Origin of the sequence: Arthrobacter sp. B2I5 (assembly GCF_030816735.1) — a bacterium.
Classification (GTDB): domain Bacteria; phylum Actinomycetota; class Actinomycetes; order Actinomycetales; family Micrococcaceae; genus Arthrobacter.
In genome coordinates this window covers 1,517,543-1,543,053 of record NZ_JAUSYF010000001.1, presented here as the reverse complement: position 1 = coordinate 1,543,053, position 25,511 = coordinate 1,517,543, and the positions used below count along the sequence as shown (strand labels likewise).

Below are 25,511 nucleotides of genomic sequence, written 5' to 3'. Positions count from 1 at the left end.
GTGCAAAAGGTATTGGCCGGTCTGCCGGCTACGGTCCTGAATCAGGACCAAGCCATTGTAAGCAGACCGGCCAATCATACGTGGCTCCGCCTGTGCGGGGCCCGCGGAGGTGCGGCTACGGCGTTTCGGCCGGTGTGTCGCCTTAGTCTTCCAGGTCCACTTCCCTGACCATCTCGGCGCCGATGCCGGCCTTGATGGCATCGAGCACCTGCTGGGGAACGGAGCTGTCGATGGTCAGCAGGGCAAGGACCTGGCCGCCCTCGTTGGAGCGGGCCACCTGCATGCCGGCGATGTTGATGTTGTTCATGCCCAGGATGTGGCCGATGGTGCCGATCACGCCGGGGCGGTCGGTGTAGGCAACCACCACAAGGTGCTCGCTGATGGGGATTTCCACCTCGAAGCCGTTAATGCCCACCAGCTTCTCGATCTGCTTGGGGCCGGTCAGGGTGCCGGCCACGGAGATCTGGCTGCCGTCGCTGAGGGCGCCGCGCAGGGTCAGGACGTTGCGGTAGGACTCGGTCTCCGGGGTGGTGATCAGGCGGACGTTGATGCCGCGCTGCTCGGCGATGACCGGGGCGTTGACGTAGGACACCTGTTCCGTGACGACGTCGGCGAAGATGCCCTTAAGCGCCGCCAGCTCCAGCACCTTGACGTCCAGGGAGGAAATCTCGCCGGCCACCTCGACGTCGAACTGGGTCAGGGATGCGTGGGTCAGCGCCGTGAAGATGCGTCCCAGCTTCTCGATCAGGGGGATGCCCGGGCGGACGTCGGGGGCAATGACGCCGCCGGCAACGTTGACGGCGTCCGGTACCAGCTCGCCGGCGAGGGCCAGGCGGACGGACTTGGCCACGGAGACGCCGGCCTTTTCCTGGGCTTCGTCGGTGGAGGCGCCCAGGTGCGGGGTTACCACCACGTTGTCGAGCTTGAAGAACGGCAGGTCGGTGCTGGGCTCCTTGGCGAAGACGTCAACGCCGGCACCGGCGATTTCACCGTCCTGGAGGGCGGTGAAGAGGGCTTCCTCGTCCACCAGGCCGCCGCGGGCCACGTTGACCACGTAGGCCGTCTTCTTCATCTTCCTGAATGCGTCAGCGCCCAGCATGCCAACGGTCTCGGGCGTCTTGGGCATGTGGATGGTGATGAAATCGGACTGGGCCAGGAGTTCATCCAGGGTGACCAGCTGCACGCCCAGCTGCGCAGCGCGGGCGGAGGTGATGTAGGGATCGTAGGCCAGGATCTTGGTGTCGAAGCCCTTCAGGCGGGCTGCCACCAGGGCGCCGATGCGGCCGAGGCCGATGATGCCGATCTTCTTTTCGAACAGTTCAATGCCGGTGTACTTGGAGCGCTTCCATTCGCCGTCCTTGAGGGCGGCGCTGGCCTGCGGGATGTGGCGGGCCAGGCTCAGGATGTGGCCCACGGTGAGTTCAGCGGCGGAAACGATGTTGGACGTGGGCGCGTTGACCACCATGACGCCGGCCTGCGTGGCGGCCTTGATGTCCACGTTGTCCAGCCCCACGCCGGCGCGGGCGATGACCTTGAGGTTCTTGGCGGCGGCGATGGCTTCGGCATCAACCTGGGTGGCGGAGCGGACCAGGATCGCGTCTACGTCGCTGATCGCCGAGAGCAGCTGGGAACGGTCTGCGCCGTCGGTCTGGCGGATCTCAAAGTCCGGGCCAAGGGCCTCGACGGTGGCGGGGGAAAGTTCTTCGGCGAGCAGTACTACGGGTTTTGACACGGCTGATCCTCTGCGTTGCAGTCCTGGGGATGGAAACAAGTCTAGGCCGACGGAAAGGCCGGGCTCACATTGTTAAGTGTGAACCCGGCCTCACCGTTGCGGTCTGCGTGGTTGGGCTGGCAGCCTTAGCGGGCTGCGGAGCCTTCCACGTAGTCGACGTCCTGCTGCTGCCAGGAGAACAGGGAGCGCAGTTCGCGGCCAACAGCCTCGATGGGGTGCTGTTCTGCCTTGGCGCGCAGTTCCTTGAACTCAACGCCGCCGTTGTCCTGGTCCTCGATGAAGCGCTTGGCGAATGCACCGGACTGGATGTCGGCCAGGACGGCCTTCATGTTTTCCTTCACCTCGGGGGTGATGACGCGCGGGCCGGAGACGTAGTCGCCGTACTCTGCGGTGTCGGAGACGCTCCAGCGCTGCTTGGCGATGCCGCCCTCCCACATGAGGTCGACGATGAGCTTGAGCTCGTGCAGCACCTCGAAGTAGGCGATCTGCGGCTGGTAGCCGGCCTCGGTGAGGGTTTCGAAGCCGTACTGGATCAGCTGGGAGACGCCGCCGCAGAGGACGGACTGCTCGCCGAAGAGGTCGGTTTCGGTCTCTTCAGTGAAGGTGGTCTTGATGACGCCGGCGCGGGTGCCGCCGATGGCCTTGGCGTAGGACTTGGCCAGCTCCCAGGCGTTGCCGGACGCGTCCTGCTCGACGGCGATGATGTCCGGGATGCCACGGCCGGCTTCGAACTCGCGGCGGACGGTGTGGCCCGGAGCCTTCGGCGCCACCAGGATGACGTCAACGCCTTCCGGAGCCTGGATGTAGCCGAAGCGGATGTTGAAGCCGTGGGCGAAGGCCAGGGCCTTGCCGGGGGTCAGCTTGTCCTTGATGGAGTCGTTGTAGATCGAGCGCTGGTGCTGGTCCGGCGCCAGGATCATGATGACGTCCGCCCATTCGGCGGCGTCGGCAACGTTCTTTACCGTGAAGCCGGCATCCTGCGCCTTGGCGGTCGACTTGGAGCCGTCCTTCAGGGCGATGACGACCTCGACGCCGGAATCGCGCAGGTTGAGCGCGTGGGCGTGGCCCTGGGAGCCGTAGCCAACAATGGCAACCTTGCGGCCCTGGATGATCGACAGGTCGGCGTCGTCGTCGTAGAACATTTCAGTCACTTGCGTAACTCCTCTTGAGTGGTTGTAGATAGTGGTCTTGCGGTGCTGCGGTTACGGGCGCCAGTCCCGCCTTGGCAGGTGCCTAGGCGGAGCGGAGCGCCCGGTCACTCATGGAGCGGGATCCCCGTCCAACGGCCAGGGTGCCGGACTGCACAATTTCGCGGATGCCGAAGGGCTCCAGCACTGAGAGCAGGGCTGTGAGCTTTTCGGGGTGGCCGGTGGCCTCAATGACGACGGAGTCGGTGGAGACGTCAACCACTGAGGCGCGGAACAGGTCTGCGGCCTGGGTTACCTGCAGACGTGTTGCGGCATCCGCACGTACTTTGACCAGGATGTGGTCGCGCTGTACGGAAGATTCTGGGGTCAGCTCAACGATCTTGATCACGTTGATCAGTTTGTTGAGCTGCTTGGTGACCTGCTCGATGAGGTCACCGTCGGCGTCAACCACCACCGTCATGCGGGATACGCCCGGCACTTCGGTGGGGCCAACGGCCAGGGAGTTGATGTTGAAGGCGCGGCGGGCGAAGAGGCTGGCCACGCGGGTCAGGACGCCGGGCTTGTCCTCAACCAGGACGGAAAGTGTGTGGCGGCTCATGGTCAGTCTTCCTCTTCCCATTCCGGGGTCATGTTGCGGGCAACCTGGATCTGGTCGTTGCTCACGCCGGCGGGCACCATCGGCCACACCATGGAGTTGGGGCTCACTACGAAGTCGATGACCACGGGGCGGTCGTTGATCTCGAGGGCCTTTTGGATGGTGGCGTCGATGTCCTCTTCGCGTTCGCAACGGAACGAGGCGCAGCCGTAGGCCTCCCCCAGCTTGACGAAGTCCGGGATGCGGACGGTGTCATGGCCGGTGTTGAGGTCGGTGTTGGAGTAGCGGCCCTCGTAGAAGAGGGTCTGCCACTGGCGCACCATGCCCAACGAGGAGTTGTTGATGACAGCCACCTTGATGGGGATGTTGTTGATGGCGCAGGTGGCCAGTTCCTGGTTGGTCATTTGGAAGCATCCGTCGCCGTCGATGGCCCAGACCACCCGGTCCGGTTCGCCCACCTTCGCGCCCATGGCGGCCGGGACGGCGTACCCCATGGTGCCGGCGCCGCCGGAGTTCAGCCAGGCGTGGGGGCGCTCGTACTTGATGAACTGGGCGGCCCACATCTGGTGCTGGCCCACGCCGGCCACGTAGACGCCTTCGGGTCCGGTGAGGGCGCCGATCCGCTGGATGACCTTTTGCGGGGCGATGAGGCCGTCGTCCGGTTCAGTCCAGCCCAGCGGGTAGGTTTCCTTGAGGTTGTTCAGGAACGCCCACCAGGTGGTGAGGTCGGGGGTGCCTGAGGCCTCGAACTGGCCGCGCACGGCTTCGGTGAGTTCGGGGATGATCTCCTTGACGGACCCCACGATGGGCACGTCGGCGGTGCGGTTCTTGGAGATTTCGGCCGGGTCTATGTCCGCGTGGATGACCTTGGCATTGGGCGCGAAGGTCTTCAGTACGCCGGTGACGCGGTCATCGAAGCGGGCGCCGAGGGTTATCAGCAGGTCGGACTGCTGCAGCGCGGTGACGGCTGAGACGGTCCCGTGCATGCCGGGCATGCCCACGTGCTGGGGGTGCGAATCCGGGAAGGCGCCCTTGGCCATCAGGGTGGTGACTACAGGTGCCCCGGTCGCCTCGGCGAGGGCGAGCAGCTCGGCTGAGGCGTGCGCCTTGACCACGCCGCCGCCCACGTACAGAACGGGCTTGGTGGACGCCGCAATGAGCTTGGCGGCCTCGCGCACCTGCTTGTTGTGGCCGCGCGTGACCGGCCGGTAGCCGGGCAGGTCGATCTTCGGCGGCCAGGAGAACGTCATCTGGCCCACCTGGGCGTCCTTGGCGACGTCCACCAGCACCGGTCCGGGGCGGCCGGTGGACGCCAGGTGGAAGGCTTCGGCCATGACATGGGGGATGTCGTTGGGGTCGGTCACCAGGAAGGAGTGCTTGGTGATGGGCATGGTTATGCCCACGATGTCGGCTTCCTGGAAGGCGTCGGTGCCGATGACGCCGCTGGATACCTGGCCGGTGATGGCCACCAGGGGCACGGAGTCCATGTGGGCATCCATGATGGCGGTAACGAGGTTGGTGGCCCCGGGGCCGGAGGTGGCGATGCAGACGCCAACCCGCCCGGTGACCATGGCGTAGCCTTGCGCGGCGTGGCCGGCTCCCTGTTCGTGACGGACCAGCACGTGGTTCATGGTGGAGGCCATCAAGGGGTCGTAGGTGGGCAGGATTGCGCCACCGGGCAAACCGAAAATATCGTCGACGCCGAGTTCTTCGAGCGAGCGGACGATTGCTTGCGAGCCGGTCATCACCGTCGGGGGTACGACGTTGTTCGGCCCAAGGACAGGAGAGACGGCAGCAAGGTCGGCGACGACGGCGGCGTGGTCAGCCGTCCGGTCGGCGCGTTCCGGAGCCTTGGCGGCTCCAGCGGACTTGGTGGCCATCAGCGAGGGGCTGATGGGCGATCCTTTGCTCATCGGACTCTTCCTTGTGGATCTTCTGTGGTTTGTGGCTGGAGGAAATAAAAAAACCCCTCAGCCGGGTGGCTCTGTGAGGGGTTTCGCGCGTGACGGTTCGTTACCAGTGGAGGCTAATGTGCCACGCGCTTGGTAAGGACGACGACGGTGCCGGCGGTAACGAAAGTCATGCGTTCAGTCTTCCCTCTTGGCGAGATCAGTGTCAACGAGCGACAACCCAATCTCACCATGTGGACCCCATTGTCCACCCCGTGATGATCCTTCCCCAAGCTTCCGGCGCGAGCGCCGTCAGCCCGGGTCCCCTCGGACATCCCTTATTAAGCCCTGCCGCCTCCGGAAATCGCGTCGCCTCCCGAGGCTTGAGGTACTCGGGCATCAGCCGGTGTAGGCGCCCTGGCTGGCGCTGTGCACCAGCTTGGCGTACTTGGCGAGCACGCCCTTGGTGTACCTGGCCGGCAGCGGCTGCCAGCCCACTTTGCGGGCTTCGAGTTCGGCTTCGTCCACCAGCAGGTCGAAACTGCGGGCGGCGATGTCCACCCGGATCCGGTCGCCGTCCTTCACGAAGGCGATGGGGCCGCCGTCGACCGCTTCCGGCGCAACGTGGCCGATGCACAACCCTGTGGTGCCGCCGGAGAACCGGCCGTCGGTGAGCAGCAGGACATCCTTGCCGAGCCCTGCCCCCTTGATGGCACCGGTGATGGCGAGCATTTCGCGCATTCCCGGACCTCCCTTGGGCCCTTCGTAGCGGATGACCACAACGTCGCCGGCTTTGATGGCGCCGTTGTCCAGCGCGTCCAGGGCACCCTGCTCGCGCTCGAACACGCGCGCGGTTCCCTCGAAGACGTCGGCGTCGAAGCCGGCGCTCTTCACCACTGCGCCCTCAGGCGCCATGGAGCCGTGCAGGATGGTGATCCCTCCGGTCTTGTGGATGGGATTGTCCAGGGCGCGCAGGATCTTGCCGTCGACGTCAGGCGGGTTGATCGCCTCGAGGTTCTCCGCCACCGTCTTGCCGGTCACGGTGAGGCAGTCGCCGTGCAGCAGTCCGGCGTCGAGCAGTGCCTTCATGATCACCGGCACGCCGCCGATCCTGTCCACATCCGTCATGACGTAGCGGCCGAAGGGCTTGAGGTCGCCCAGGTGCGGGATCTTGTCGCCAATGCGGTTGAAGTCGTCAAGGGTCAGCTCAACTTCGGCCTCGCGGGCGATGGCAAGCAGGTGCAGGACGGCGTTGGTGGAGCCGCCGAAGGCCATGGTGACGGCGATGGCGTTCTCGAAGGCCTTCCTGGTCATGATGTCGCGGGCGGTGATGCCCTGGCGCAGCAGGTTGACCACCGCTTCACCGGATTTGCGGGCGAATTCATCACGACGGCGGTCTGCCGAAGGCGGGGCGGCCGAGCCGGGGAGGGACATACCGAGTGCTTCGCCGATGCAGGCCATGGTATTGGCCGTGTACATGCCGCCGCAGGCGCCTTCGCCGGGGCAGATGGCCTTCTCGATGCGGGTGAGGTCCTCCATGCTCATCTTGCCGGCCGCACACGCGCCGACCGCTTCGAAGGCGTCAATGAGGGTGACTTCCTTTTCGGAGCCGTCCTCGAGCTTGACCCACCCCGGCATGATGGAACCGGCGTAGAGGAACACGCTGGCCAGGTCCAGGCGGGCGGCGGCCATGAGCATGCCCGGGAGGGACTTGTCACAGCCTGCCAGCAGGACCGAACCGTCGATGCGTTCGGCCTGCATCACGGTCTCAACGGAGTCGGCGATGACTTCGCGGGAGACCAGGGAAAAGTGCATGCCTTCGTGGCCCATGGAAATACCGTCGGAGACGGAGATGGTGCCGAACTGCATGGGGAAACCGCCGCCCGCGTGGACGCCTTCCTTGGCACCCTGCGCGAGCCGGTTCAGGGAGAGGTTGCAGGGGGTGATTTCATTCCAGGAACTTGCCACGCCCACCTGCGGCTTGGCGAAGTCGTCATCCCCCATGCCGACTGCCCGGAACATGCCGCGTGCGGGGGCCGCATGGATCCCGTCGGTCACAACACGGCTGCGGGGCTTGATGTCAGGCGTGTTCTCGGTTGCGGTCTGGGCGTCACTCATAGGGGAAAGTCTAGGGCTCGGACCGTTGCGGAAACGACCGCCGGACCAGGGTTATGGCAAAAAAGCGCGAAATAGCTGCCAAATAGTGGACTTCCGTCTCATATTTTGAGACAGAGACTACAGGCGGGCCTGATGCGGCCGCCTGCAATGACCGCCCGGCAGCGCAGTCCCCGGCGTCGCACAGCACTCTGGACAGCAGTGGTGACCCGACGTAGCGTCGGGGACAGGACACCCAGCCACCTGGACCGAAAGGCCTGCCATGGACATTGTTTTCTGGATCATTCTCATAATTGTCATCGCCGTCATCATCTGGTGGCTGCTGAACCGCAACAAGTCCGCCGGCCCCACTGGCGGATCATCAGCAGGAACCAGGACAGACGGAGCGCTGGAGGGCGGCAGTGCCGCAGCGTCCGCCCAGGCGGCAGGCACCACCGGTATCCCTACGGCGGCAGGGTTCGGAAAGCCGGCCGAACCGCCCGCCCCTGCCACGGCTGAGGAACCGCTGGATTCGTCCGCCGCATCCAGCCCCACATCCCCCCGCAGCACTGCAGACAGCGGTGCCTCCGCCGGGCAGCGTCATCACCAGGACCAATCACACGGCCAATCGCAGAACGAGGCACAGAACCAGGCAGCGGACCAGGCCGAATGGGAAACCCAATGGTCCGAGGCCGGATCCAGGCCGGGCTCCTCGGTGGTGGGTTCGGCCGGAACTCCTGCGGGTCAGGCTGCCCGGAACGGCGCCTCCGCGGGGACGGATTCCGGTCAGGCTTCCCCGGCGGACGCCCGCCCCGTTCACCATGATGAGTACACGGCCCCCCACTCCCCCACCCTTCCCGGTGCTGAAACAGCTGCCGTGGAAGGCACTGACGACGGCGGCACATCGCCTGAGGTGCCGGCCGGCGGACAGGCGTCCCAGCACAGGGCCGAGTCCTCTGAATCAGGACACAGGCAGGAGGCCGCCGCGCCTGCAGCTGCCGATGGCAGCCAGGGGGAAGCCGCCGCGGCCGAAACGCTGGACCGCACCCAGTCCTCGGCGCTGGTGGAGAACGGTGCGGACCACCACCAGCCATCCGGGCAGGACCAGGACCTGGCTGCTGCCGCGCAGGCACGGGGCATGGACTCCGCTGCGCCTTCCGGGCACCTGGCAGCAGATGAGCCATATGGGGCAGGTTCGGCGGCGCCGGGCCCCGACGGAGGCGGACCGGCGGACTACACGGTCAAAGGCGACGCCGCCGCGATGGTCTACTACGAAGAAGGACATCCCGACTATGAGCAGACCCGGCCGGAAGTCTGGTTTGAATCTGCTGCGCACGCGGAGGCCGCCGGCTTCCGGGCTCCGCGTCGCAAACGGCTCTAGCAGCGGGAAGGCCCGGCGCAGTGCGGCGGGCCTTCCCTGCCTGGCCGTGTGCCTTGTTCTGGCCGCGTGCACGGGAAGTTCCGGGCCGCCCGAACCGGCCACAGGCACGGCAAGCAAGGGCACCGCGGCGGGAACCGCCGTCGTGCTCCCTCCGCCGGCCACCGGCTCTGCCGCTGCTTCTTCCCCTGCCCCAGCTCCTCCCCCTGTTCCCACGGTGCAGGAACGGCTGGAACTGCAGCTGAGCATTCCGTGGGCAGCGGTATTCCTTCCCGACGGCACTGCCATCATCTCGGAGCGCGAAACAGCACTGCTGAAGGCCGTGCGGAATGGAAAAGCCACAACGCTCGGCAAAGTACCGGACGTTGCGCCCTCCGGAGAAGGCGGCCTGCTGGGCCTGGCGCTGTCCCCGCATTTTGACGCGGACCACCTGCTCTACGCCTACCTGACGAGCCGTGAGGACAACCGGGTGGTCCGGCTTACCGTCGAGGGCGATGCCGACGGTTCCCTGGCCCTCGGCCAGCCCCAGGTGGTGTTGTCGGGAATACCAAAGGCCACCACCCACAACGGCGGCAGGATCCGCTTCGGTCCGGACGGCTTCCTGTATGTGGGCACCGGCGATGCCCAGCGCCGCGAACAGCCGCAGGACCCGAATGCGTTGGGCGGCAAAATACTCCGGCTCACCCCTGACGGCACCCCCGCCCCCGGCAACCCGTTTGGTAACGCCGCCTACAGCCTGGGGCACCGGAACGTCCAGGGCCTGGCCTGGGACGGAGCAGGCAGGCTGTGGGCCACCGAATTCGGCCCGGACGTGGACGACGAGCTGAACCTGATTCTGCCGGGCGCCAACTACGGCTGGCCGCAGGTGACGGGGGCTCCGCACCGCGCCGGGTTCCAGGACGCCAAGGTGGTGTGGCCTTCCACCCGCGACTCTTCACCCAGTGGACTGGAAATCGCCGGAGGTGTTGCCTACCTGGGCGCCCTCCGCGGTGAACGCTTCTGGACGGTCCCGCTCCAGGGGACGGAGGCAGGTGATCCTGTGGCCTATTTCACAGGTGAGTACGGCAGGATCCGGGACGTGATCCGGACGCCGGAGGGCGGGCTATGGCTGCTGACGAACAACGAAAACCCTGATTTCGTGCTGGTTTTGCGCCCCTTCCAGTGATGTAAACACCCCCTCCGGCGCCGATTTCACTTGCACCAAAAGTTCGTGTAGAGTTTCATGTCGTTGCGGAGATCAACGGGAAAGAAAAAGCCCGGGGATGGAAGCAAATAAGATGCACCTCTAGCTCAATTGGCAGAGCAATTGACTCTTAATCAATGGGTTCCGGGTTCAAGTCCCGGGGGGTGCACCACTGGGAAAACAGCCTCCGGCTTGTGGAAACACAAACCGGGGGCTGTTTTGTTTTGCCCCCATAGATTTTCCCGCCAAACGGACCGAACCCCTGACCGTTCCGCGGGGACGGTCCTTCTAGGGGGAAATCTGCGACTGTGACCGCCGCCCCGCGCACAGGGCCTCATCGATTGCTCCGTACCTGCCGTTTTGAGGGCGCAAAACGGCAGGTACGGAGCAATCGATGAGGCTGGGGCGGGGAGAAGTCCGACGACGGCCCGGCGGCTGGGCACGGCGGCGGGCACAAAAAGGGCGGGCAGGCACAAAAAAGCGCGGCCCGGCTTTATCAAGCCAGAGCCGCGCTTTCATCAAGCGGTCTGCGGCGCCACAGCTATTTGGCGGCGTTGTCCACCAAGGCAGCGGCGTTGCCGGGCGTCGTGGAAAACTGGCTGGCGAGTTCGCGCACCACAGCTTTAAGTTCCTGCCGCAGCAGTTCGGGGTCGATCGACGCAGAGGCCAGCACGGAGCGCTCCATCTCCACGGCCTGGGCCACGGCGTCCTTGCCCTGCTCGGTGAGCGACACCACATGGCTCCTGCGGTCCGAGGTGCTGCGCACCCGGACGATATGGCCGTGGGACTCGAGCCGGCTGAGCGTCTTGCCCATGGTCTGGGCCTGGACGCGGACATACTGGGCAAGCTGCGCCTGGGTCATGGGGCCTTGCGCGGCAAGGACTTCGATGGCGATAACACCGGCGTGGGTTAGTCCGATGGCGCCAAGTTTTTCGTTCCATGAGTGTTCAACGAGACGCGCAGCAGTGGACAGGAGGCGCCCTGTGGGCCAGTGATCCATATCAGGCATAGCAGCAAGTATAGCCAAGTGGCGATTAGCACTCGTCCCACCTGCTTACTAGGCTGTTGTGTCCCGCCCGCAACAAGGAGAAAAACAATGGCTGAAAGACTCGTGACCGGCGACAAAGCACCCGCTTTCACCCTGCAGGATTCAACCGGCAAGGACGTCAGCCTGGCTCCCCGGCCCGGCCGCTCCACCATTGTCTATTTCTACCCGGCCGCCTCCACGCCCGGCTGCACCAAGGAAGCCTGCGACTTCCGGGACAGCCTCGCCTCCCTGCAGGCCGCCGGCTATGACGTCCTGGGCATCTCCCCCGACCCCGTTGAGAAATTGGCCAAGTTTGCCGCGAACGAGTCGCTGACGTTCCCGCTGCTCTCCGACGCGGACCACGCGGTGGCCGAGGCTTATGGTGCCTGGGGCGAAAAGAAGAACTACGGCAAGACATACCAGGGCCTCATCCGGTCCACTGTGGTGGTGGACCCGTCCGGCACCGTTTCCCTTGCCCAGTACAACGTCCGGGCCACCGGCCACGTGGCCAAGCTGCGGCGGGACCTCAACCTCGACAATTAAGCCATCCGGCGTTGCCCTGGATGGCTGCCAGGGCAACGCCCGGGCAGGCACCCGGGGCAACGCTACAATGGACACTGGCATCCGCCGTCGAACGTTCAAGGTTCGCAGCGGGATGCCGCGCGCGAGTGGTGAAATTGGCAGACACGCAGGATTTAGGTTCCTGTGCCTTCGGGCGTGGGGGTTCAAGTCCCCCCTTGCGCACACTGGGGATCCCCCGGCTTCGGCCGGGGGATCTTTGCGTTAATCAGGCGCCGGTGCTCATGCCGGATTCGTGCCTCGATTCGAAAAACTCCAAAAGATCACCCATCCGCAGCCGGCCACCGGCCGAATAGCCATTGAGACACCAGCCAAGGGCAGGTGCTTACACAAAGCAAGGTGCAGGCCGCGGACAGCGTCCAAAAGCGGCAGGCAAAACGATCCAAGGAGAACCGAAATGCAGACCTTCAAGCGCACCACTTTCACCGTCGCCGGCGTTGCAGCGGCCGCTCTGCTCAGCCTCACCGCTTGTGGCGGTTCCGGCAGCGCCTCCGGGTCATCGGCGTCGTCGGCGCCGATGTCATCCTCCCCCAGCTCCAGCATGGCGTCCCCGTCCGCCAGCGCCATGGCCAGTTCCTCGGCCGGCACCATGGATCCGGCGGCAAACCTGGTGGGACCCGGCTGCGCCGCCTACGCCCAGCAGGTTCCCAGCGGTGCAGGCTCGGTGGAGGGAATGGCCCTTGATCCGGTGGCCGTGGCTGCCTCCAACAACCCGATCCTGACCACCCTCACGGCTGCGGTTTCCGGCAAGCTGAACCCCAAGGTGGACTTGGTTGACACCCTCAACGGCGGCGAGTTCACCGTCTTCGCACCGGTGGATGACGCCTTCAAGAAGATCGACGCCGCCACCATCGAGACCCTGAAAACAGACGACGCCCTGCTGAGCAAGATCCTGACCTACCACGTGGTTCCCGGCCAGATCACCCCTGACAAGATCGCCGGCACGCACGCCACGGTCCAGGGTGGCTCCGTCACGGTGACCGGCAGCGGCGACAAGCTCATGGTGGACAACGCCAACGTGGTTTGCGGCGGCGTCAAGACCAAGAACGCAACGGTCTACCTGATCGACTCGGTCCTCATGCCCAAGTAAGCACTCCCTCCAACAAGGCCGGGCCCCTCTGGAACGAGCGGGTCCGGCCTTGGCGCGTCCCGCGTGTACCTGGGGTTCGCCCCAGGTCCTGTCCTCTAGACTGGGTCCCGGCCCGCAAGCGGCGGAGCCGGCAGCATCCAGAGGTGATAAACGAGTGCCCAGCAGTACATCGCGGCGGACGGTCATCAAGGCCGGCGCCGTCCTCATGGCGCTGGGCATGACGTCATGCACGGGAATGCCGTCCCCTTCCCCCACCTCCGGAACGCCCAGTTCGACGGCCGCTGAGCCGGATGCCACGTTCAATTTCGGCACCGCCGCCCAGCCCCTGGGACTGGACCCGGCCCTGTCCAGCGATGTGGAGTCCCAGCGGATCACCCGCCAGATCCTTGAAGGCCTGGTGGGCGTTGACCAGACCACCGGCAAGCCCACCCCGCTGCTGGCCACGGAATGGAACGAGGCCAACGAAGGCAGGACCTACACCTTCAAGCTCCGCACGGGGGTGACCTTCCAGGACGGCACCCCCTTCAACGCCGACGCCGTCTGCACCAACTTCAACCGCTGGTTCGCCTTTCCCGCGGAGTTGCGGAAACAGGCGCCCGGCAGTTCGTTCAAGAGCGTGTTCAAGGCGCACTCTGACGAGCCCGCGCTGTCCATCTTCAAAAGCTGCACTGCGGTGTCCGCCGACACCGTCCAGATTGACCTGACGCAGCGCTTCACGGCGTTCCTCCAGGCACTGACCCTGCCGGCCTTCGCCATTGCGTCCCCGGCAGCCCTTGCCGCCGGCAGGGCCGACGTCCTGGACCAGAACCGGGGCGGCCAAGCAATGTCCGCGTTCGCCACCAACCCGGTGGGCACCGGACCCTTCACCCTGGCCGCATGGGGCAACGACGCGGTCACCCTGTCCAGCAACAAGACCTACTGGGGCGACCGCGGCCAGATCGCCACCATCAACTTCCTGGCCTACAACCATCCCCAGACCCGCCTCCAGGCCCTGCTGGACGGAAAGATCGACGGTTACGACGCCGTCACCGTCGGAAATTTCGATCAACTGGTCAAGCGAGGCAAGCAGATTGTGCAGCGCGACCCCTTCTCGGTGATGTACGTCGGCATGAACCAGGACATCCCGGTGCTCCAGAACCAGAAGGTCCGGCAGGCGGTGGAGCTGGCGATCGACAAGGAAACCCTGATCCGGAAGTTCTTCATCGACAACACTGCCAAGGCCACACAGTTCGTCCCGCCCAAGATCAGCGGGTTCAACAACGACGCGCCGGCCCTGGGACACGATCCGCTGAAGGCCAGGGATTACCTCAAGGAGGGCGGATACGCGGGCGAGGAACTGAAGTTCTACTACCCCATGAACGTCACCCGCCCCTACCTGCCCACGCCGGAGAAGGTTTACGCGGAGCTCAGCCGCCAGCTGACGGCGGTCGGCTTCAACATCCGGCCCATCCCGGTTGACTGGTCCGACGGCTACCTGCAGAAGGTCCAGTCCGCCGGCGACCACGCGCTCCACATCCTCGGCTGGAACGGCTCCTACTCCGACGCGGACAACTTCGTCGGCCCGCTCTTCGGCGAGAAGAACGGCGAGTTCGGCTACCAGGATCCCCAAGTCTTCTCAAAGATCAACAGGGCCCGGGGGCTGCCCGACGGCAAGGAGCGCGATGAGCTCTATCACAGCATCAACGCCCAGATCGCGGCGACCGTGCCGGCTGTTCCCATCGCCTTCCCCATCTCCGCGCTTGCCCTGTCAGACCGCGTGCTGAGCTACCCGGCATCCCCGGTCTTAAACGAAGTTTTCACGAAGGTCCAGCTAAAGCCTTGACGGCCCGGGCCAATTTCAGTATGCGGGCTGCGCGGGGATATTCTGTGACAGCCAGAGCCGCTGCAATCGGAGACTGATCGTGACCTTCATTTCCAAGACCCCACACGCCGACGTTGTCCTGATAGGCGGCGGCATCATGAGCGCCACGCTGGGGGCATTCCTCAAGCAGCTGGAGCCGGACTGGACCATCTCCCTGTTCGAACGGCTGGACCAGCCCGGGCTGGAAAGCTCAGATCCCTGGAACAATGCAGGAACGGGCCACGCCGCCCTCTGCGAGCTCAACTACTCCCCCGCAGCCAAAGACGGCTCGGTCAACCCCGCCAAGGCACTGCTCATCAACGAACAGTTCCAGCTCTCCCGCCAGTTCTGGTCCCACCTGGTGGACAACAACCTGATCGGTTCGCCCAAGGGCTTCATCAACACGGTCCCGCACATGAGCTTTGTGATCGGCGAGGACCACGCCCGGTTCCTGAAGACCCGCTATGAGGCGCTGAAGCCGCACACGCTGTTCCGCAGCATGGAGTACTCCGAGGACCACGCCCAGATTGCCAAGTGGGCGCCGCTGATCGTCAAGGGCCGCGACCCCCAGCAGCGCATCGCCGCCACCCGCGCCGCCGAGGGAACCGACGTCGACTTCGGGGCACTCACCCGCGAGCTGACCACCTACCTGGGGCACAACGGCGTCGAAATCAACTACAACCACGACGTCACCGGAATCTCCCGGGCGTCCGACGGCGGCTGGGACCTGACGCTGAAGCACCCCAAGTCCGGGGAACACGGCAAGATCCACGCCAAGTTCGTCTTTGTCGGGGCCGGCGGCGGCGCCCTGCACCTGCTGCAGGCCTCCGGCATCCCGGAAAGCAAGGGTTACGGCGGCTTCCCCGTCTCCGGCCAGTTCTTCCGCTGCACCGACGAGGCCATCGCGGCCCAGCACAGCGCCAAGGTCTACGGCCAGGCGTCAGTGGGCGCTCCGCCCATGTCCGTTCCGCACCTGGACACCCGCTACGTCAACGGGAAGCGCTCGCTCCTGTTCGGCCCGTACGCCGGATTCTCCACGAACTTCCTGAAGAACGGATCGTACCTGGACCTGCCGCTGTCCATCCGGCCGTCCAACATCATCCCGATGCTGGCAGTTGCCAAGGACAACATGGACCTCACCGCCTACCTGGTTAAGGAAGTGGTGAAGAAGCATGACCAGAAGGTCGAGGCACTGCGCGAGTACTACCCCGAGGCAAAGGGCGGGGACTGGGAACTCATTACGGCCGGCCAGCGTGTACAGATCATTAAGAAAGACCCTCAAAAGGGCGGCATCCTTCAGTTCGGAACCGAAGTGATCGCCGGCCGCGACGGCTCCATCGGTGCGCTCCTGGGCGCCTCGCCCGGAGCCTCAACCGCTGTCCCCATCATGATCGAGCTCCTGCAGAAGACGTTCCCCCGGAACTTCAAGGGCTGGCAGGGCAAGCTCAAGGACATGATGCCCGGCTACGGGGTGAAGCTGGATGAGAATCCGGACCTTGCCGCGGAGCTGGAACGGGCCACGGCCAAGTCACTCCAGCTGGAGAGCGTTTCCGCCAGCCACTGACCCTGCGGGGCCAGCGGCTGGCAACTCCCAGGGCATGTACCAGTCACTTAGACCCCCAGGAGACCACCCATGTTCCGGCTGGCGCACCTTTCCCTGGCGAACAGGGCCCTGATTGCCCTGATCACCGTCTTCGCCTCGGTCTTCGGCGTGATTACGATGTCATCGCTGAAGCAGGAGCTCATTCCGTCCATTGAGTTCCCGCAGATCACCGTGCTCAGCTCCATGCCCGGTGCGTCGCCGGAAGTGGTGGACAAGCAGGTCAGCGGCCCGCTCGAAAAGGCGCTGAACGGCGTGGAGGGGCTGGAATCCACCTCCTCCACATCGCGCACCGGCGTCTCCCAGATCACCATGGTGTTCACGTACGGATCGAACCTGGACCGGGCCCGGAACCAGATCGACCGGGCCATCTCCAACGCTAAGCGCACCCTGCCCAGCGATGTCCAGCCGCAGGCCATTGCCGGAAGCATCAGCGACTTCCCCATCGTTTTCCTCGCCGTCTCCTCGGACAAGCCGCTCAGCGGGCTGAACGCCGACCTGCAGCGCCTGAGCGTCCCCCGCTTGCAGAAGATCGACGGCGTCCGCAGCGCCGACGTGACCGGCGGCGCCTCCCAGCACATCGAGATCCTTCCAAAGCCCGACGCCATGACGGCAGCGGGGACAGGTGTCCCCTCCATCCGGGACGCCCTGTCCAACAACGGCGCACTGGTCCCTGCAGGCACCCTCCAGGACCAAGGCAAGACCCTGTCGCTCCAGATCGGCAGCCCGGTGGACTCCCTGGACGCCATCAAGGCACTGCCGCTGGCCGGTGCCAAGAACGGGGCAACCATCGGTACTGTCGCGGATGTGTCGCTCAAGGACGATGAACGCACCTCGATCACCCGCACCAACGGTGCCGAGACGCTGGCCATCTCCGTAACCAAGAAACCCGAAGGCGACACAGTAGGCATTTCGCACGCGGTGCGGGACTCCCTGAAGGACCTGGAATCCGAACTGGGATCCAACGCCAGGTTCACCCCTGTCTTCGACCAGGCACCGTTCATCGAAAAGTCCATCAAGGACCTCACCACGGAAGGCCTGCTGGGGCTGGGATTCGCCGTCGCCATTATCCTGCTCTTCCTGATGTCCGCCCGGTCCACGCTGGTCACGGCCGTATCCATTCCGCTGTCCCTGCTGATCACGTTCATCGGCCTGTCGGCCACGGGCTACTCGCTGAATATCCTGACGCTCGGCGCGCTCACCATCGCGATCGGGCGCGTGGTGGACGACTCCATCGTCGTTATCGAGAACATCAAGCGGCACCTCAGTTACGGCGAGGAAAAGTCGACGGCGATCCTCACCGCCATCAGGGAGGTGGCCGGCGCCATCACAGCCTCCACCCTGACCACGGTGGCGGTGTTCCTGCCGATCGCCTTCGTCGGCGAACTGGCCGGCGAACTCTTCAGGCCCTTCGCCTTGACGGTGACCATGGCGCTGCTGGCGTCGCTGCTGGTGTCCCTGACCATCGTCCCGGTGCTCGCCTACTGGTTCCTCAGGAACCCCAGGGGTGCGGCGGGCACGGCGGCGGCCGGCTCTCCGGAGGCCCGGCGGATCGCTGACGAGGCAAAAGCGAAGGCCCACGACGCCGAACAGCGCAGCCGCCTGCAGCGCGGCTACCTGCCCATCCTCCGGTCCACCCAGAAACATCCCGTCATCACCCTCGTGGCCGCGGTCCTGGTGCTGGGTGCCACCGGCGCCATGACACCCCTGCTGGCCACGAACCTCCTGGGCAATTCGGGACAGAACAGCCTGACCGTGCGCCAGGTACTGCCGGCCGGCACCAGCCTGGCCGACACCAGCGCCGCCGCAATCCGCCTCGAAGAGGTGCTGCGCGGGATCGACGGCATCAAGGATGTCCAGGTGACCTCCGGCAACGCCCAGGCGGGCTTTGCCGCACTCACCTCGACCGGTTCCTCCAACTCCACCTTCACGGTGGTGACGGACGAAAAGGCCAACCAGGCACGCCTGCAGGAGACCGTGCGCTCGGAGCTTGCGAAGGTGCCCGGCTCGGGCAAGGTATCCGTGGGCACCCAGCAGGGCGGCTTTGGCACCTCATCCACCGTGGACATCACGCTGAAGGCTGCTGACAGCGCCGACCTGCAGGCTGCCAGTGACACCATGGTGGCGGCCATGACAGGCGTGCCGGGCACCAGTGAGGTGGCCAGCAACCTGGCCGCCAGCAACCCTGTGGTGCAGGTCCGGGTGGACAGGGCCAAAGCCGCCGCCGCGGGCCTGAACGAGGAACAGGTGGGCGGGGTGCTGGCATCCACCATCAGCCCCATCCCTGCCGGCACCGTACGGATCGAGACCAATGATTTCCCCGTCCGCATCGGCCAGGGCACCAAGTTCACCAGCATCGAGGCCGTCCGGAACATTCCGCTGCCGGCGGGAGGCCGGCCGGTGACGCTGGGAAGCATCGCTTCCGTCGAGCAGGTGGACGTCCCCGTCTCCATCACCGCCAGCAACGGTGAGCGCACCGCCAAGGTGTCCATCACGCCGTCGGGCTCCAACTTGGGCGCGGTGAACACGGAAGTCCAGAAACGCCTTGCCGATGTCCAGCTGCCGGCGGGCGTCACGGCGGAGATCGGCGGCGCCACCACGCAGCAGGCGGAATCCTTCCGGCAGCTGGGCCTGGCGCTGCTGGCAGCCATCGCCATCGTGTACGTGATCATGGTGGCCACCTTCAAGTCCCTCATCCAGCCGCTGATCCTGCTGGTCTCGGTTCCGTTCGCCGCCACCGGCGCCGTGGCGCTGCTGCTGCTCACCGGAGTGCCCCTGGGCCTGCCGTCGCTCATCGGCATGCTGATGCTGGTGGGCATCGTGGTGACCAACGCCATCGTGCTGATCGACCTGATCAACCAGTACCGGCAGCCGCGTGACGGCCGGCCGGGCATGAACGTGGCGGACGCCATTACGAACGGTGCACGCCAGCGGCTCCGGCCCATCCTGATGACGGCACTTGCCACAGTGTTTGCCCTGACGCCCATGGCCCTGGGCCTCACGGGCGGCGGCGGGTTCATCTCGCAGCCGCTGGCCGTGGTGGTGATCGGCGGCCTGGTGTCCTCCACCGCGCTGACCCTGGTCCTGGTTCCGGTGCTGTACCGGCTGGTGGAGGGGCGGCGCGAGAAGAAGGCGCTGTTGCGCGACCTGAAGGCCCGCCCGGAGTTTGGTCCTGCCGCCGACGTGGACGCGGAGTTCCGCGACTGGACCACCGGCCAGGTTCCGAAGGTCAGCGGGCGGCGCGCCGCCCCCGGCGTCGAATAAAACAGCGGAATATTTTCAGCCGTACTGTGTTGTATCCGGCGATAGATGCAAATGCATCTACATTGGCCTATACTGGAGCCAAGCCCAGCAACGGAAAGGCACGCCATGCAGATCGGTGTTTTCAGCGTTAGCGACATCACCACGGACCCCACCACGGGCCGCACCCCCACCGAGCATGAACGCATCAAGGCCTCGGTGGCCATCGCCAAAAAGGTCGAGGAAATCGGCATGGATGTGTACGCCCTGGGCGAGCACCACAACCGGCCCTTCTTCTCTTCCTCCCCCACCACCACCCTCGCGTACATCGCGGCCCAGACCGAACGGATCATCCTCTCCACGGCCACCACGCTGATCACCACCAATGACCCGGTGAAGATCGCCGAGGACTTCGCCATGCTCCAGCACCTGTCCGACGGGCGCGTGGACCTGGTCCTGGGCCGCGGCAACACCGCCCCGGTGTACCCGTGGTTCGGGAAGAACATCCAGGACGGCGTGGAGCTGGCCATCGAGAACTACAGCCTCCTGCGCAAGCTGTGGGATGAGGACACTGTCAACTGGTCCGGCAAATTTCGTACCCCGCTGCAGAACTTCACCTCCACACCCCGGCCCCTGGACGGCGCGGCTCCCTTCGTGTGGCACGGCTCCATCCGCACCCCGCAGATCGCCGAGGTGGCCGCGTACTTTGGTGACGGTTTCTTCGCCAACAACATCTTCTGGCCCAAAGAGCACTACCAGCAGCTGATCGGCCTCTACCGCGAGCGGTACGAACACTACGGCCACGGCAAGGCGGACCAGGCGATCGTTGGGCTGGGCGGCCAGTTCTTCATGCGGAAGAACTCCCAGGATGCGGTGAACGAGTTCCGCCCGTACTTCGACAACGCCCCCGTGTACGGCCACGGCCCGTCCCTGGAGGACTTCACCTCCCAGACCCCGCTGACCGTGGGCAGCCCACAGGAAGTCATCGAAAAGACCCTGACCTTCCGGGAGTACTTCGGCGACTACCAGCGCCAGCTGTTCCTGATCGACCATGCCGGGCTGCCGCTGAAGACCGTCCTGGAGCAGCTGGACCTGTTCGGCGAGGAGGTCCTGCCCGTCCTCCGCAGGGAGTACGCGGCCCTCAAGCCGGCCCACGTTCCCGAACCGCCCACCCATGCCGGCCGCGTGGCCGCCCTGCTGGCCTCGCAGGACGCCGACAAAGCCGCCGCGGAGGCGTGATGGCTGCGGGAGGATCGGAATCGCCGGTGCGGCTGGCCGCCGAAACATGGGAGTCCCTGTTCCGGGCCCAGGTTGCCGTGATGCGCAGGCTGCAGTCCGGGCGGGCGTTCCGGAAGCTGGCGGTGAATGAATACGATGTCCTGTTCACGCTCTCCCGGTGTCCGTCCGGCTGGCTGCGGCTCAACGAGCTCAACGATAATGTGCTGTTGAGCCAGTCAAGCCTGAGCAGGCTGGTGGAGCGGCTCGAGAAGCGCGGACTCGTTGCCCGGATGCCGGCCCCGGAGGACGGCCGCGGCATCCTGCTGAAGCTGACTGACGAGGGACGGGAGCTGCAGAAGGAGATCGGCCGCGAGCACGTCCGGGACATCTCGGCGCTGGTGGGTCCTGCCCTGACGGCCGCGGAGCAGAAGGAACTGATGCGGCTCACGGACAAGCTGCGGAGCTCGCTGGGTCCCCTTCCCAAGTAGCAGGCGGCTGCCCGGCGGGCTTCCCGGCCGGCGGGAGAGCCGGCCGGCGGAGCCGTCAACGCGGGAGAGCAAGCCGGGCCGGGAAGTCAGGCCAGCGCCACCAGCTGTGCGGGATCCTCGACCGGGAGGTCGCCGTTGACCACGGCGGTGACACGCAGCTGGTTCAGCACCAGGCTTCCGCCCACCGTGGACAGGAAGGCGGTGTCAGACGAGTCCCTGCCGGCGGTGATGCGCAGCATCGACTCCCGCGGCGCAAGCCCGGTGGGGTCGATGATGTGCCACGCTCCCTCCACGTAGGCTTCGGCCACGGCATGGAAATCCATGGGACTCAGGCCCGGTGCGTAGACGGCCGCCAGCCGGGCAGGGATGTCCTTGGAGCGGAGCAGGGCGATGGCCAGGTGCGCGAAGTCCCGGCAGACGCCGCGCCTGCTGAGGAGGGTCTCCACCGCACCGTCCGTGCCGCGGGAGGAGCCGCTGATGTACCGGAGCTCACCGTTAACCCAGTTGCGGACGGCCTGCATCAGGTCCGCCCCCTGGACCCCTTCGAACTCGGCGTAGGCCGTAGGCAGGAGCCGGTCCGACTCGGCGTAGCGGCTGGGACGGACATAGCGGATCCGGTCAGCCAGGCTGGCGTCTTCGGGGACAGCGCGGCCGGCCACCGTGGCCGAGTAGTCCACGGTGACATCAGTTGGTTCGGCGAACTCCATGTAGTGGAACCGGCCGCCGTGGTGGTCCGAAACCTCGGTCAACGGAACCTCTGCCCCGCCGGCCGTGACGGAGAGGACCTCATCAAAGGATGAGTAGCCGCTGTTCCTTGCTACGGCAATGGCCATGGCCACCTTGGTGTTGGCAATGGTCCTGAAGGCCAGGCGTGCGGAAACAGAGCGTTCCATGTCTCTCCGGGGGTGTTGGGGGGCGGAAGGCAAGTCGCACGCCCCGCACTTGTGAGTGCCGGCGGCGGGACTAGTTTTTGACCTTCAGCGACATTAGCATCCGCTGGACGTTGGCGAAGTCAGGGCTTTCGTTGACGTACTGGGCGGCCTGGCCAAGGGTGTCGAAGGCCTTCGCCGGCGCCACTTTCTCCTCCGGGGCAAAGGCCTTGAGGTTCACCAGGTCCCCGAACGAGTAGTCGCCCTTGCCGGCCGGACCCCGCACCACATTGCGCAGCTCGCACGCCTGCCCATCCGTACCGCCCACCAGGTTGGTGATCCCGTACGAACCGAAATAGCGGTAGCCCTGGATTACCCGGTAGACCATGCGTGGCGGGATGGTCCCCTCCCCGCCCTGGGCGGGAAGATCAAAGGGTACGCTGCTGATCACCGTGTAGGGGTGCCGGGCGCTTTCCGGGCAATCAGCGGACGACGGCGGCAGTCCGGTGCGGAGCGCGGCAACAAAAGTTCCATCGGGCTTCTTGACCTCCACCTTCAGTCCGCCGGGAAGCACGCCGTCCTCCGGCGCCACGGACTGGGCGATCCAGTCCGCCGGCAGGTCGAAGCTGACGGTTTTTGCGGGGTCGGAGAACGTCTTCCAGGAAGCCGCGGTGGCAACACCCCGGGGTTCGCCGGATGTCGCGGAAGCGGAGTCCTGGACACTGCCGGAAGAATCGGGCGAGGCCGATGCCGTTCCCGACGTTGGACCGGGCGCTGCAGATCCGGAGGTTGCCCCAACGGATGATGTGGGCTGCGCCGTCCATCCCGGGCCGGCCGGGGATCCAGAGCATCCCGCCAGCAGGAACACCGCCGCCGCCAGGGACGTCCGGGAAAGGGCGGTCACTGCTGCCTTGCCTGTCATGGAAGCCAGCCTAGTAGTGCCGCGGCTGCTCCCCGGGCTGGCGCACTGGTGTTTCATGCACGCTGGAAGGGGTGCTTCATGCGCCTGCCGGGACGGCCCCCTCCCTGCCCTCCAGCCGTCCCTGACAGTGGGCACCCAGCCCGGCGTGTCGCCGTCGGGCACTTACCACCCCGGCCTGGGACTAGGCTGGACGTTATGGCGGAAGAGCAGCACGGCGCAGCCGAAGACAACCCGGCGGATATCTCCGCCCTGGACATCGCCGACTGGCGGCTGAGGACCTTCGCGCTCTATGACAACGTCCGCCGGTTCGCGGTGGAGAGCCCGTCGGAGGCGCACTCGTACTGGCGCCACCAGCGTGACCTGATGTTCGGCACCCACCCGGCGTCCGCGCTCACCGCCGCTGACAAGGCACGGTTCTCCGGGCTGAAGACTGCCGACTACGATCCCATCTACCGTTTCCATGTGCCGCTGACGAAAGAGGGCGCCGGCCGGGAGATGAGCGTCGAAACCGCCACCGACGGAGTGGTCCACTTTGTCCGGCTGGGGACGTTCGACCTGCCGGAAATGGGCCAGCTCGGGGTGTGGAAACTGCACGGGTACGGCGGCGGCATCTTCGTTCCGTTCCGCGATGCAACGGCCGGACAGCCGGGCGGAACCTATGGGGCCGGCCGCTACCTGCTGGACACCATCAAGGGCGCCTTCCACGGCGTCAACGGCACGGGCCCCGGTGCCACGTTCGTCCTGGATTTCAATTTTGCCTACAACCCGTCCTGCGCCTACAACGAGGCCTGGGCCTGCCCGCTGCCCGGGCCCTCCAACCGGCTGGCAGTGGAAATCCCCGTGGGCGAGCTGTACTGACGCATGATGGCTCGTCCCGGGCGCCCTGCCCGCAACCCCGTCCTCCTGCCTGCCCACGGCACTGAACGTGCAGCCGGGGCCGCCGGATGACGGAGCAACCCTCCGCAGCCGCTGTGCAGGAAACCACGCCCCGGCGCCTTCCGGCCACCAGACACTACCGGGGGATCCTGCGCTTTCCCGTCATCCGGCAGCTGATCCGCTTCTCCGGCGTAGGCGTCATCTGCACCGCGGCATCGCTTGGCCTCTACGCGCTGCTGCGGCCGTGGCTTGGCGCCCAGCTGGCCAACGCGGTGGCGCTGGTCCTGACCTCACTCTTGAACACCGCGCTGAACCGGCGGCTGACCTTCAAGATCGCCGGGCAGCAGCGCCGTACCCGTGACCACTTCAACGGCCTTGTGGTGATTGCCGTGGCGCTGCTGATCACCGGCAGCAGCCTGGGCGTGCTGCACTGGTTCAAGCCGGACGCCACCGTTGGGGACGAACTGCTGGCAACCACGTTGTCCGGCTTCCTGGCTACGGCGGTGCGCTTCAGCATGCTGCGGCACTGGATCTTCCGCCGGGCCCGCCACCGCTGACCCGGCCGCCCCGATCCGCTAGCGGGCCTGGCCCGCGCCGAGGTTCCTGACACTGGCGACGGCGGACCTTACCGCGTCCGCAGCCATGTCCAGCTCCTCCCGGGTCACTGACGCGTCGAAACTGAACCGGACGGCGGTCTGCGCCACTTCGGCGGAAATCCCCAGCGCGGTCAGCACGGGCGACGGCGCATCCGAACCGGCAGCGCAGGCCGAACCGCTGGAACACACCACGCCGTGCCGTTCCAGCTCCAGGAGCAGGGACTCACCGCTGGTTCCGGGGAAGCAGAAGGAGGCAACAGACGGCAGCCGTTCGGTGGGGTGGCCGGTCAGGACAGCGTCCGGCACCGCGCCCATCACTGCACCGATGAACCGGTCCCGCAGGGCGGCCACCCTTGCCTGCTGCTCCGGCTGCCGGTCCCTGGCCAGCGTGAGGGCGGTGGCCAGGCCTACCGCCCCGGCCACGTTTTCCGTTCCCGAGCGCCGGCCGCGTTCCTGGCCGCCGCCGTGGATGACCGGTTCCAGCCGTGTGCGGCTCCGGACGAAAAGCATGCCGCAGCCTTTGGGCGCCCCCAGCTTGTGCCCGGAGATGCTCATGGCATCAACGCCCAGGGCCTTGGTATCCAGCGGCAGCCAGCCGGCCGCTTGGACGGCGTCTGTATGAAAGGGGATTCCGTGGCGGTGGGCCAGGTCGGCGAGGGCGGCGACGGGCTGGATGGTGCCTACCTCATTGTTGGCGTACATGATGCTGACCAGCGCGGTCTCCGGGCGCAGCATGGCGGCCAGGGCATCGGGCGTCACCCGGCCGGTGGCGTCCACCGGCACCACATCCACCACAAAGCCGTGGTAGCGCTCGAGGAAGCGCGCGGATTCCTCCACGGCAGGGTGTTCGACGGCGCTGATCACCACCCGGTTCAACTCCGGGTTGGCGGCCTGCCGGGCCAGGGCGATGCCTTTGACGGCCAGGTTGTCCGCTTCCGTTCCTCCGGACGTGAACACCACCTCGCCCTGCCGGCAGCCCAGGACACCGGCAACTGCTGCCCGCGCCCCCGCGAGCGCCGCGGCTGCCGCTTCACCCAGGGTGTGGTGGCTGGAGGGGTTCCCGAATGAGCCCGTGAGGTAGGGCCACATGGCGTCCAGCACTTCACGGCGGACGGGGGTGGTGGCGGCGGCGTCAAGGAAGATCACG

Annotated in this window: 21 protein-coding genes and 2 tRNA genes; 13 read left to right on the top strand and 10 right to left on the bottom strand. The window is 66.0% G+C overall.

Annotated elements, in window-relative coordinates; all coding sequences use genetic code 11:
• Window positions 1-142: 142 nt before the first annotated feature.
• From serA to ilvD, 5 genes are all read right to left on the bottom strand, one after another.
• Complete coding sequence (gene serA / locus QFZ60_RS07300; protein ID WP_056335256.1) at window positions 143-1,732, bottom strand: phosphoglycerate dehydrogenase; 1,590 nt, start codon at window positions 1,730-1,732, stop codon at window positions 143-145.
• Window positions 1,733-1,857: 125 nt separating this feature from the next.
• Window positions 1,858-2,883 (bottom strand): ketol-acid reductoisomerase, encoded by a 1,026-nt coding sequence (gene ilvC / locus QFZ60_RS07295; protein ID WP_056335254.1) that lies wholly within the window; start codon window positions 2,881-2,883, stop codon window positions 1,858-1,860.
• Window positions 2,884-2,965: 82 nt separating this feature from the next.
• Window positions 2,966-3,478 carry an acetolactate synthase small subunit gene (gene ilvN / locus QFZ60_RS07290; RefSeq protein WP_018768340.1) on the bottom strand — a complete coding sequence of 171 codons (513 nt, stop codon included), beginning with the start codon at window positions 3,476-3,478 and terminating at the stop codon, window positions 2,966-2,968.
• Window positions 3,479-3,480: 2 nt separating this feature from the next.
• The gene (locus tag QFZ60_RS07285; RefSeq protein ID WP_307089369.1) at window positions 3,481-5,388 is read right to left on the bottom strand and encodes an acetolactate synthase large subunit; all 1,908 of its coding nucleotides are present in this window, start codon (window positions 5,386-5,388) and stop codon (window positions 3,481-3,483) included.
• A 375-nt stretch (window positions 5,389-5,763) separates the two neighbouring features.
• Window positions 5,764-7,482, bottom strand: coding sequence for a dihydroxy-acid dehydratase (ilvD, locus tag QFZ60_RS07280; RefSeq protein ID WP_307089367.1), 1,719 nt, complete (start codon window positions 7,480-7,482; stop codon window positions 5,764-5,766).
• Window positions 7,483-7,741: 259 nt separating this feature from the next.
• Between ilvD and QFZ60_RS07275 the strand changes: the two genes are divergently transcribed.
• From QFZ60_RS07275 to QFZ60_RS07265, 3 genes are all read left to right on the top strand, one after another.
• Window positions 7,742-8,839: a hypothetical protein gene (locus tag QFZ60_RS07275; RefSeq protein ID WP_307089365.1), complete on the top strand. Its 1,098-nt coding sequence runs from the start codon at window positions 7,742-7,744 to the stop codon at window positions 8,837-8,839.
• A 40-nt stretch (window positions 8,840-8,879) separates the two neighbouring features.
• The gene (locus QFZ60_RS07270; RefSeq protein ID WP_307093247.1) at window positions 8,880-10,001 is read left to right on the top strand and encodes a sorbosone dehydrogenase family protein; all 1,122 of its coding nucleotides are present in this window, start codon (window positions 8,880-8,882) and stop codon (window positions 9,999-10,001) included.
• Window positions 10,002-10,115: 114 nt separating this feature from the next.
• Window positions 10,116-10,191: transfer RNA gene (locus tag QFZ60_RS07265), tRNA-Lys, on the top strand.
• A gap of 369 nt (window positions 10,192-10,560) precedes the next feature.
• On the opposite strand, the gene QFZ60_RS07260 is transcribed toward QFZ60_RS07265, so the two are convergent.
• On the bottom strand, window positions 10,561-11,019 hold the full coding sequence (locus tag QFZ60_RS07260) for a MarR family winged helix-turn-helix transcriptional regulator (RefSeq protein ID WP_142033003.1): 459 nt from the start codon (window positions 11,017-11,019) through the stop codon (window positions 10,561-10,563).
• 96 nt (window positions 11,020-11,115) lie between these two features.
• On the opposite strand from QFZ60_RS07260, the gene bcp reads away from it, so the two are divergent.
• A complete protein-coding gene (gene bcp / locus QFZ60_RS07255) occupies window positions 11,116-11,589 on the top strand; it encodes a thioredoxin-dependent thiol peroxidase (RefSeq protein ID WP_307089364.1) in 474 nt (157 codons plus the stop codon).
• Window positions 11,590-11,708: 119 nt separating this feature from the next.
• A tRNA-Leu gene (locus tag QFZ60_RS07250) sits at window positions 11,709-11,790 on the top strand.
• Window positions 11,791-11,847: 57 nt separating this feature from the next.
• Here QFZ60_RS07250 and QFZ60_RS07245 read toward each other — a convergent pair.
• Complete coding sequence (locus QFZ60_RS07245) at window positions 11,848-12,192, bottom strand: hypothetical protein (protein ID WP_307093429.1); 345 nt, start codon at window positions 12,190-12,192, stop codon at window positions 11,848-11,850.
• Between QFZ60_RS07245 and QFZ60_RS07240 the strand changes: the two genes are divergently transcribed.
• The 6 genes from QFZ60_RS07240 to QFZ60_RS07215 all read left to right on the top strand — a co-directional run bounded on the left by QFZ60_RS07240 (window position 12,077) and on the right by QFZ60_RS07215 (window position 21,101).
• Window positions 12,077-12,715, top strand: coding sequence for a fasciclin domain-containing protein (locus tag QFZ60_RS07240; protein ID WP_307093246.1), 639 nt, complete (start codon window positions 12,077-12,079; stop codon window positions 12,713-12,715). The two genes, QFZ60_RS07245 and QFZ60_RS07240, sit on opposite strands and share 116 nt — an antisense overlap.
• 154 nt (window positions 12,716-12,869) lie before the next feature.
• The gene (locus tag QFZ60_RS07235) at window positions 12,870-14,537 is read left to right on the top strand and encodes an ABC transporter substrate-binding protein (protein ID WP_307089363.1); all 1,668 of its coding nucleotides are present in this window, start codon (window positions 12,870-12,872) and stop codon (window positions 14,535-14,537) included.
• Between the two features lie 79 nt (window positions 14,538-14,616).
• Entirely contained in the window at window positions 14,617-16,119 is a 1,503-nt protein-coding gene (locus tag QFZ60_RS07230) for a malate:quinone oxidoreductase (protein WP_307089361.1), read from the top strand.
• A gap of 69 nt (window positions 16,120-16,188) precedes the next feature.
• Window positions 16,189-19,419, top strand: coding sequence for an efflux RND transporter permease subunit (locus tag QFZ60_RS07225; RefSeq protein ID WP_307089359.1), 3,231 nt, complete (start codon window positions 16,189-16,191; stop codon window positions 19,417-19,419).
• A gap of 105 nt (window positions 19,420-19,524) precedes the next feature.
• The gene (locus tag QFZ60_RS07220; RefSeq protein ID WP_307089356.1) at window positions 19,525-20,634 is read left to right on the top strand and encodes an LLM class flavin-dependent oxidoreductase; all 1,110 of its coding nucleotides are present in this window, start codon (window positions 19,525-19,527) and stop codon (window positions 20,632-20,634) included.
• Entirely contained in the window at window positions 20,634-21,101 is a 468-nt protein-coding gene (locus tag QFZ60_RS07215) for a MarR family winged helix-turn-helix transcriptional regulator (RefSeq protein ID WP_142031582.1), read from the top strand. Before QFZ60_RS07220 ends, QFZ60_RS07215 begins: the two co-directional genes overlap by 1 nt.
• Window positions 21,102-21,187: 86 nt before the next feature.
• Here the strand turns inward: QFZ60_RS07215 and QFZ60_RS07210 are convergent, their stop codons facing one another.
• The gene (locus tag QFZ60_RS07210) at window positions 21,188-21,994 is read right to left on the bottom strand and encodes a transglutaminase family protein (protein WP_307089353.1); all 807 of its coding nucleotides are present in this window, start codon (window positions 21,992-21,994) and stop codon (window positions 21,188-21,190) included.
• A 70-nt stretch (window positions 21,995-22,064) separates the two neighbouring features.
• A complete protein-coding gene (locus QFZ60_RS07205) occupies window positions 22,065-22,892 on the bottom strand; it encodes a hypothetical protein (protein ID WP_307089350.1) in 828 nt (275 codons plus the stop codon).
• Window positions 22,893-23,087: 195 nt separating this feature from the next.
• Here QFZ60_RS07205 and QFZ60_RS07200 point away from each other — a divergent pair, with 195 nt between their 5' ends.
• Complete coding sequence (locus QFZ60_RS07200; protein ID WP_307089348.1) at window positions 23,088-23,750, top strand: DUF1684 domain-containing protein; 663 nt, start codon at window positions 23,088-23,090, stop codon at window positions 23,748-23,750.
• A gap of 86 nt (window positions 23,751-23,836) precedes the next feature.
• The gene (locus QFZ60_RS07195; protein ID WP_307089346.1) at window positions 23,837-24,325 is read left to right on the top strand and encodes a GtrA family protein; all 489 of its coding nucleotides are present in this window, start codon (window positions 23,837-23,839) and stop codon (window positions 24,323-24,325) included.
• Window positions 24,326-24,343: 18 nt separating this feature from the next.
• On the opposite strand, the gene QFZ60_RS07190 is transcribed toward QFZ60_RS07195, so the two are convergent.
• Window positions 24,344-25,510 (bottom strand): cysteine desulfurase family protein, encoded by a 1,167-nt coding sequence (locus QFZ60_RS07190; protein ID WP_307089344.1) that lies wholly within the window; start codon window positions 25,508-25,510, stop codon window positions 24,344-24,346.
• Window position 25,511: the final 1 nt, after the last annotated feature.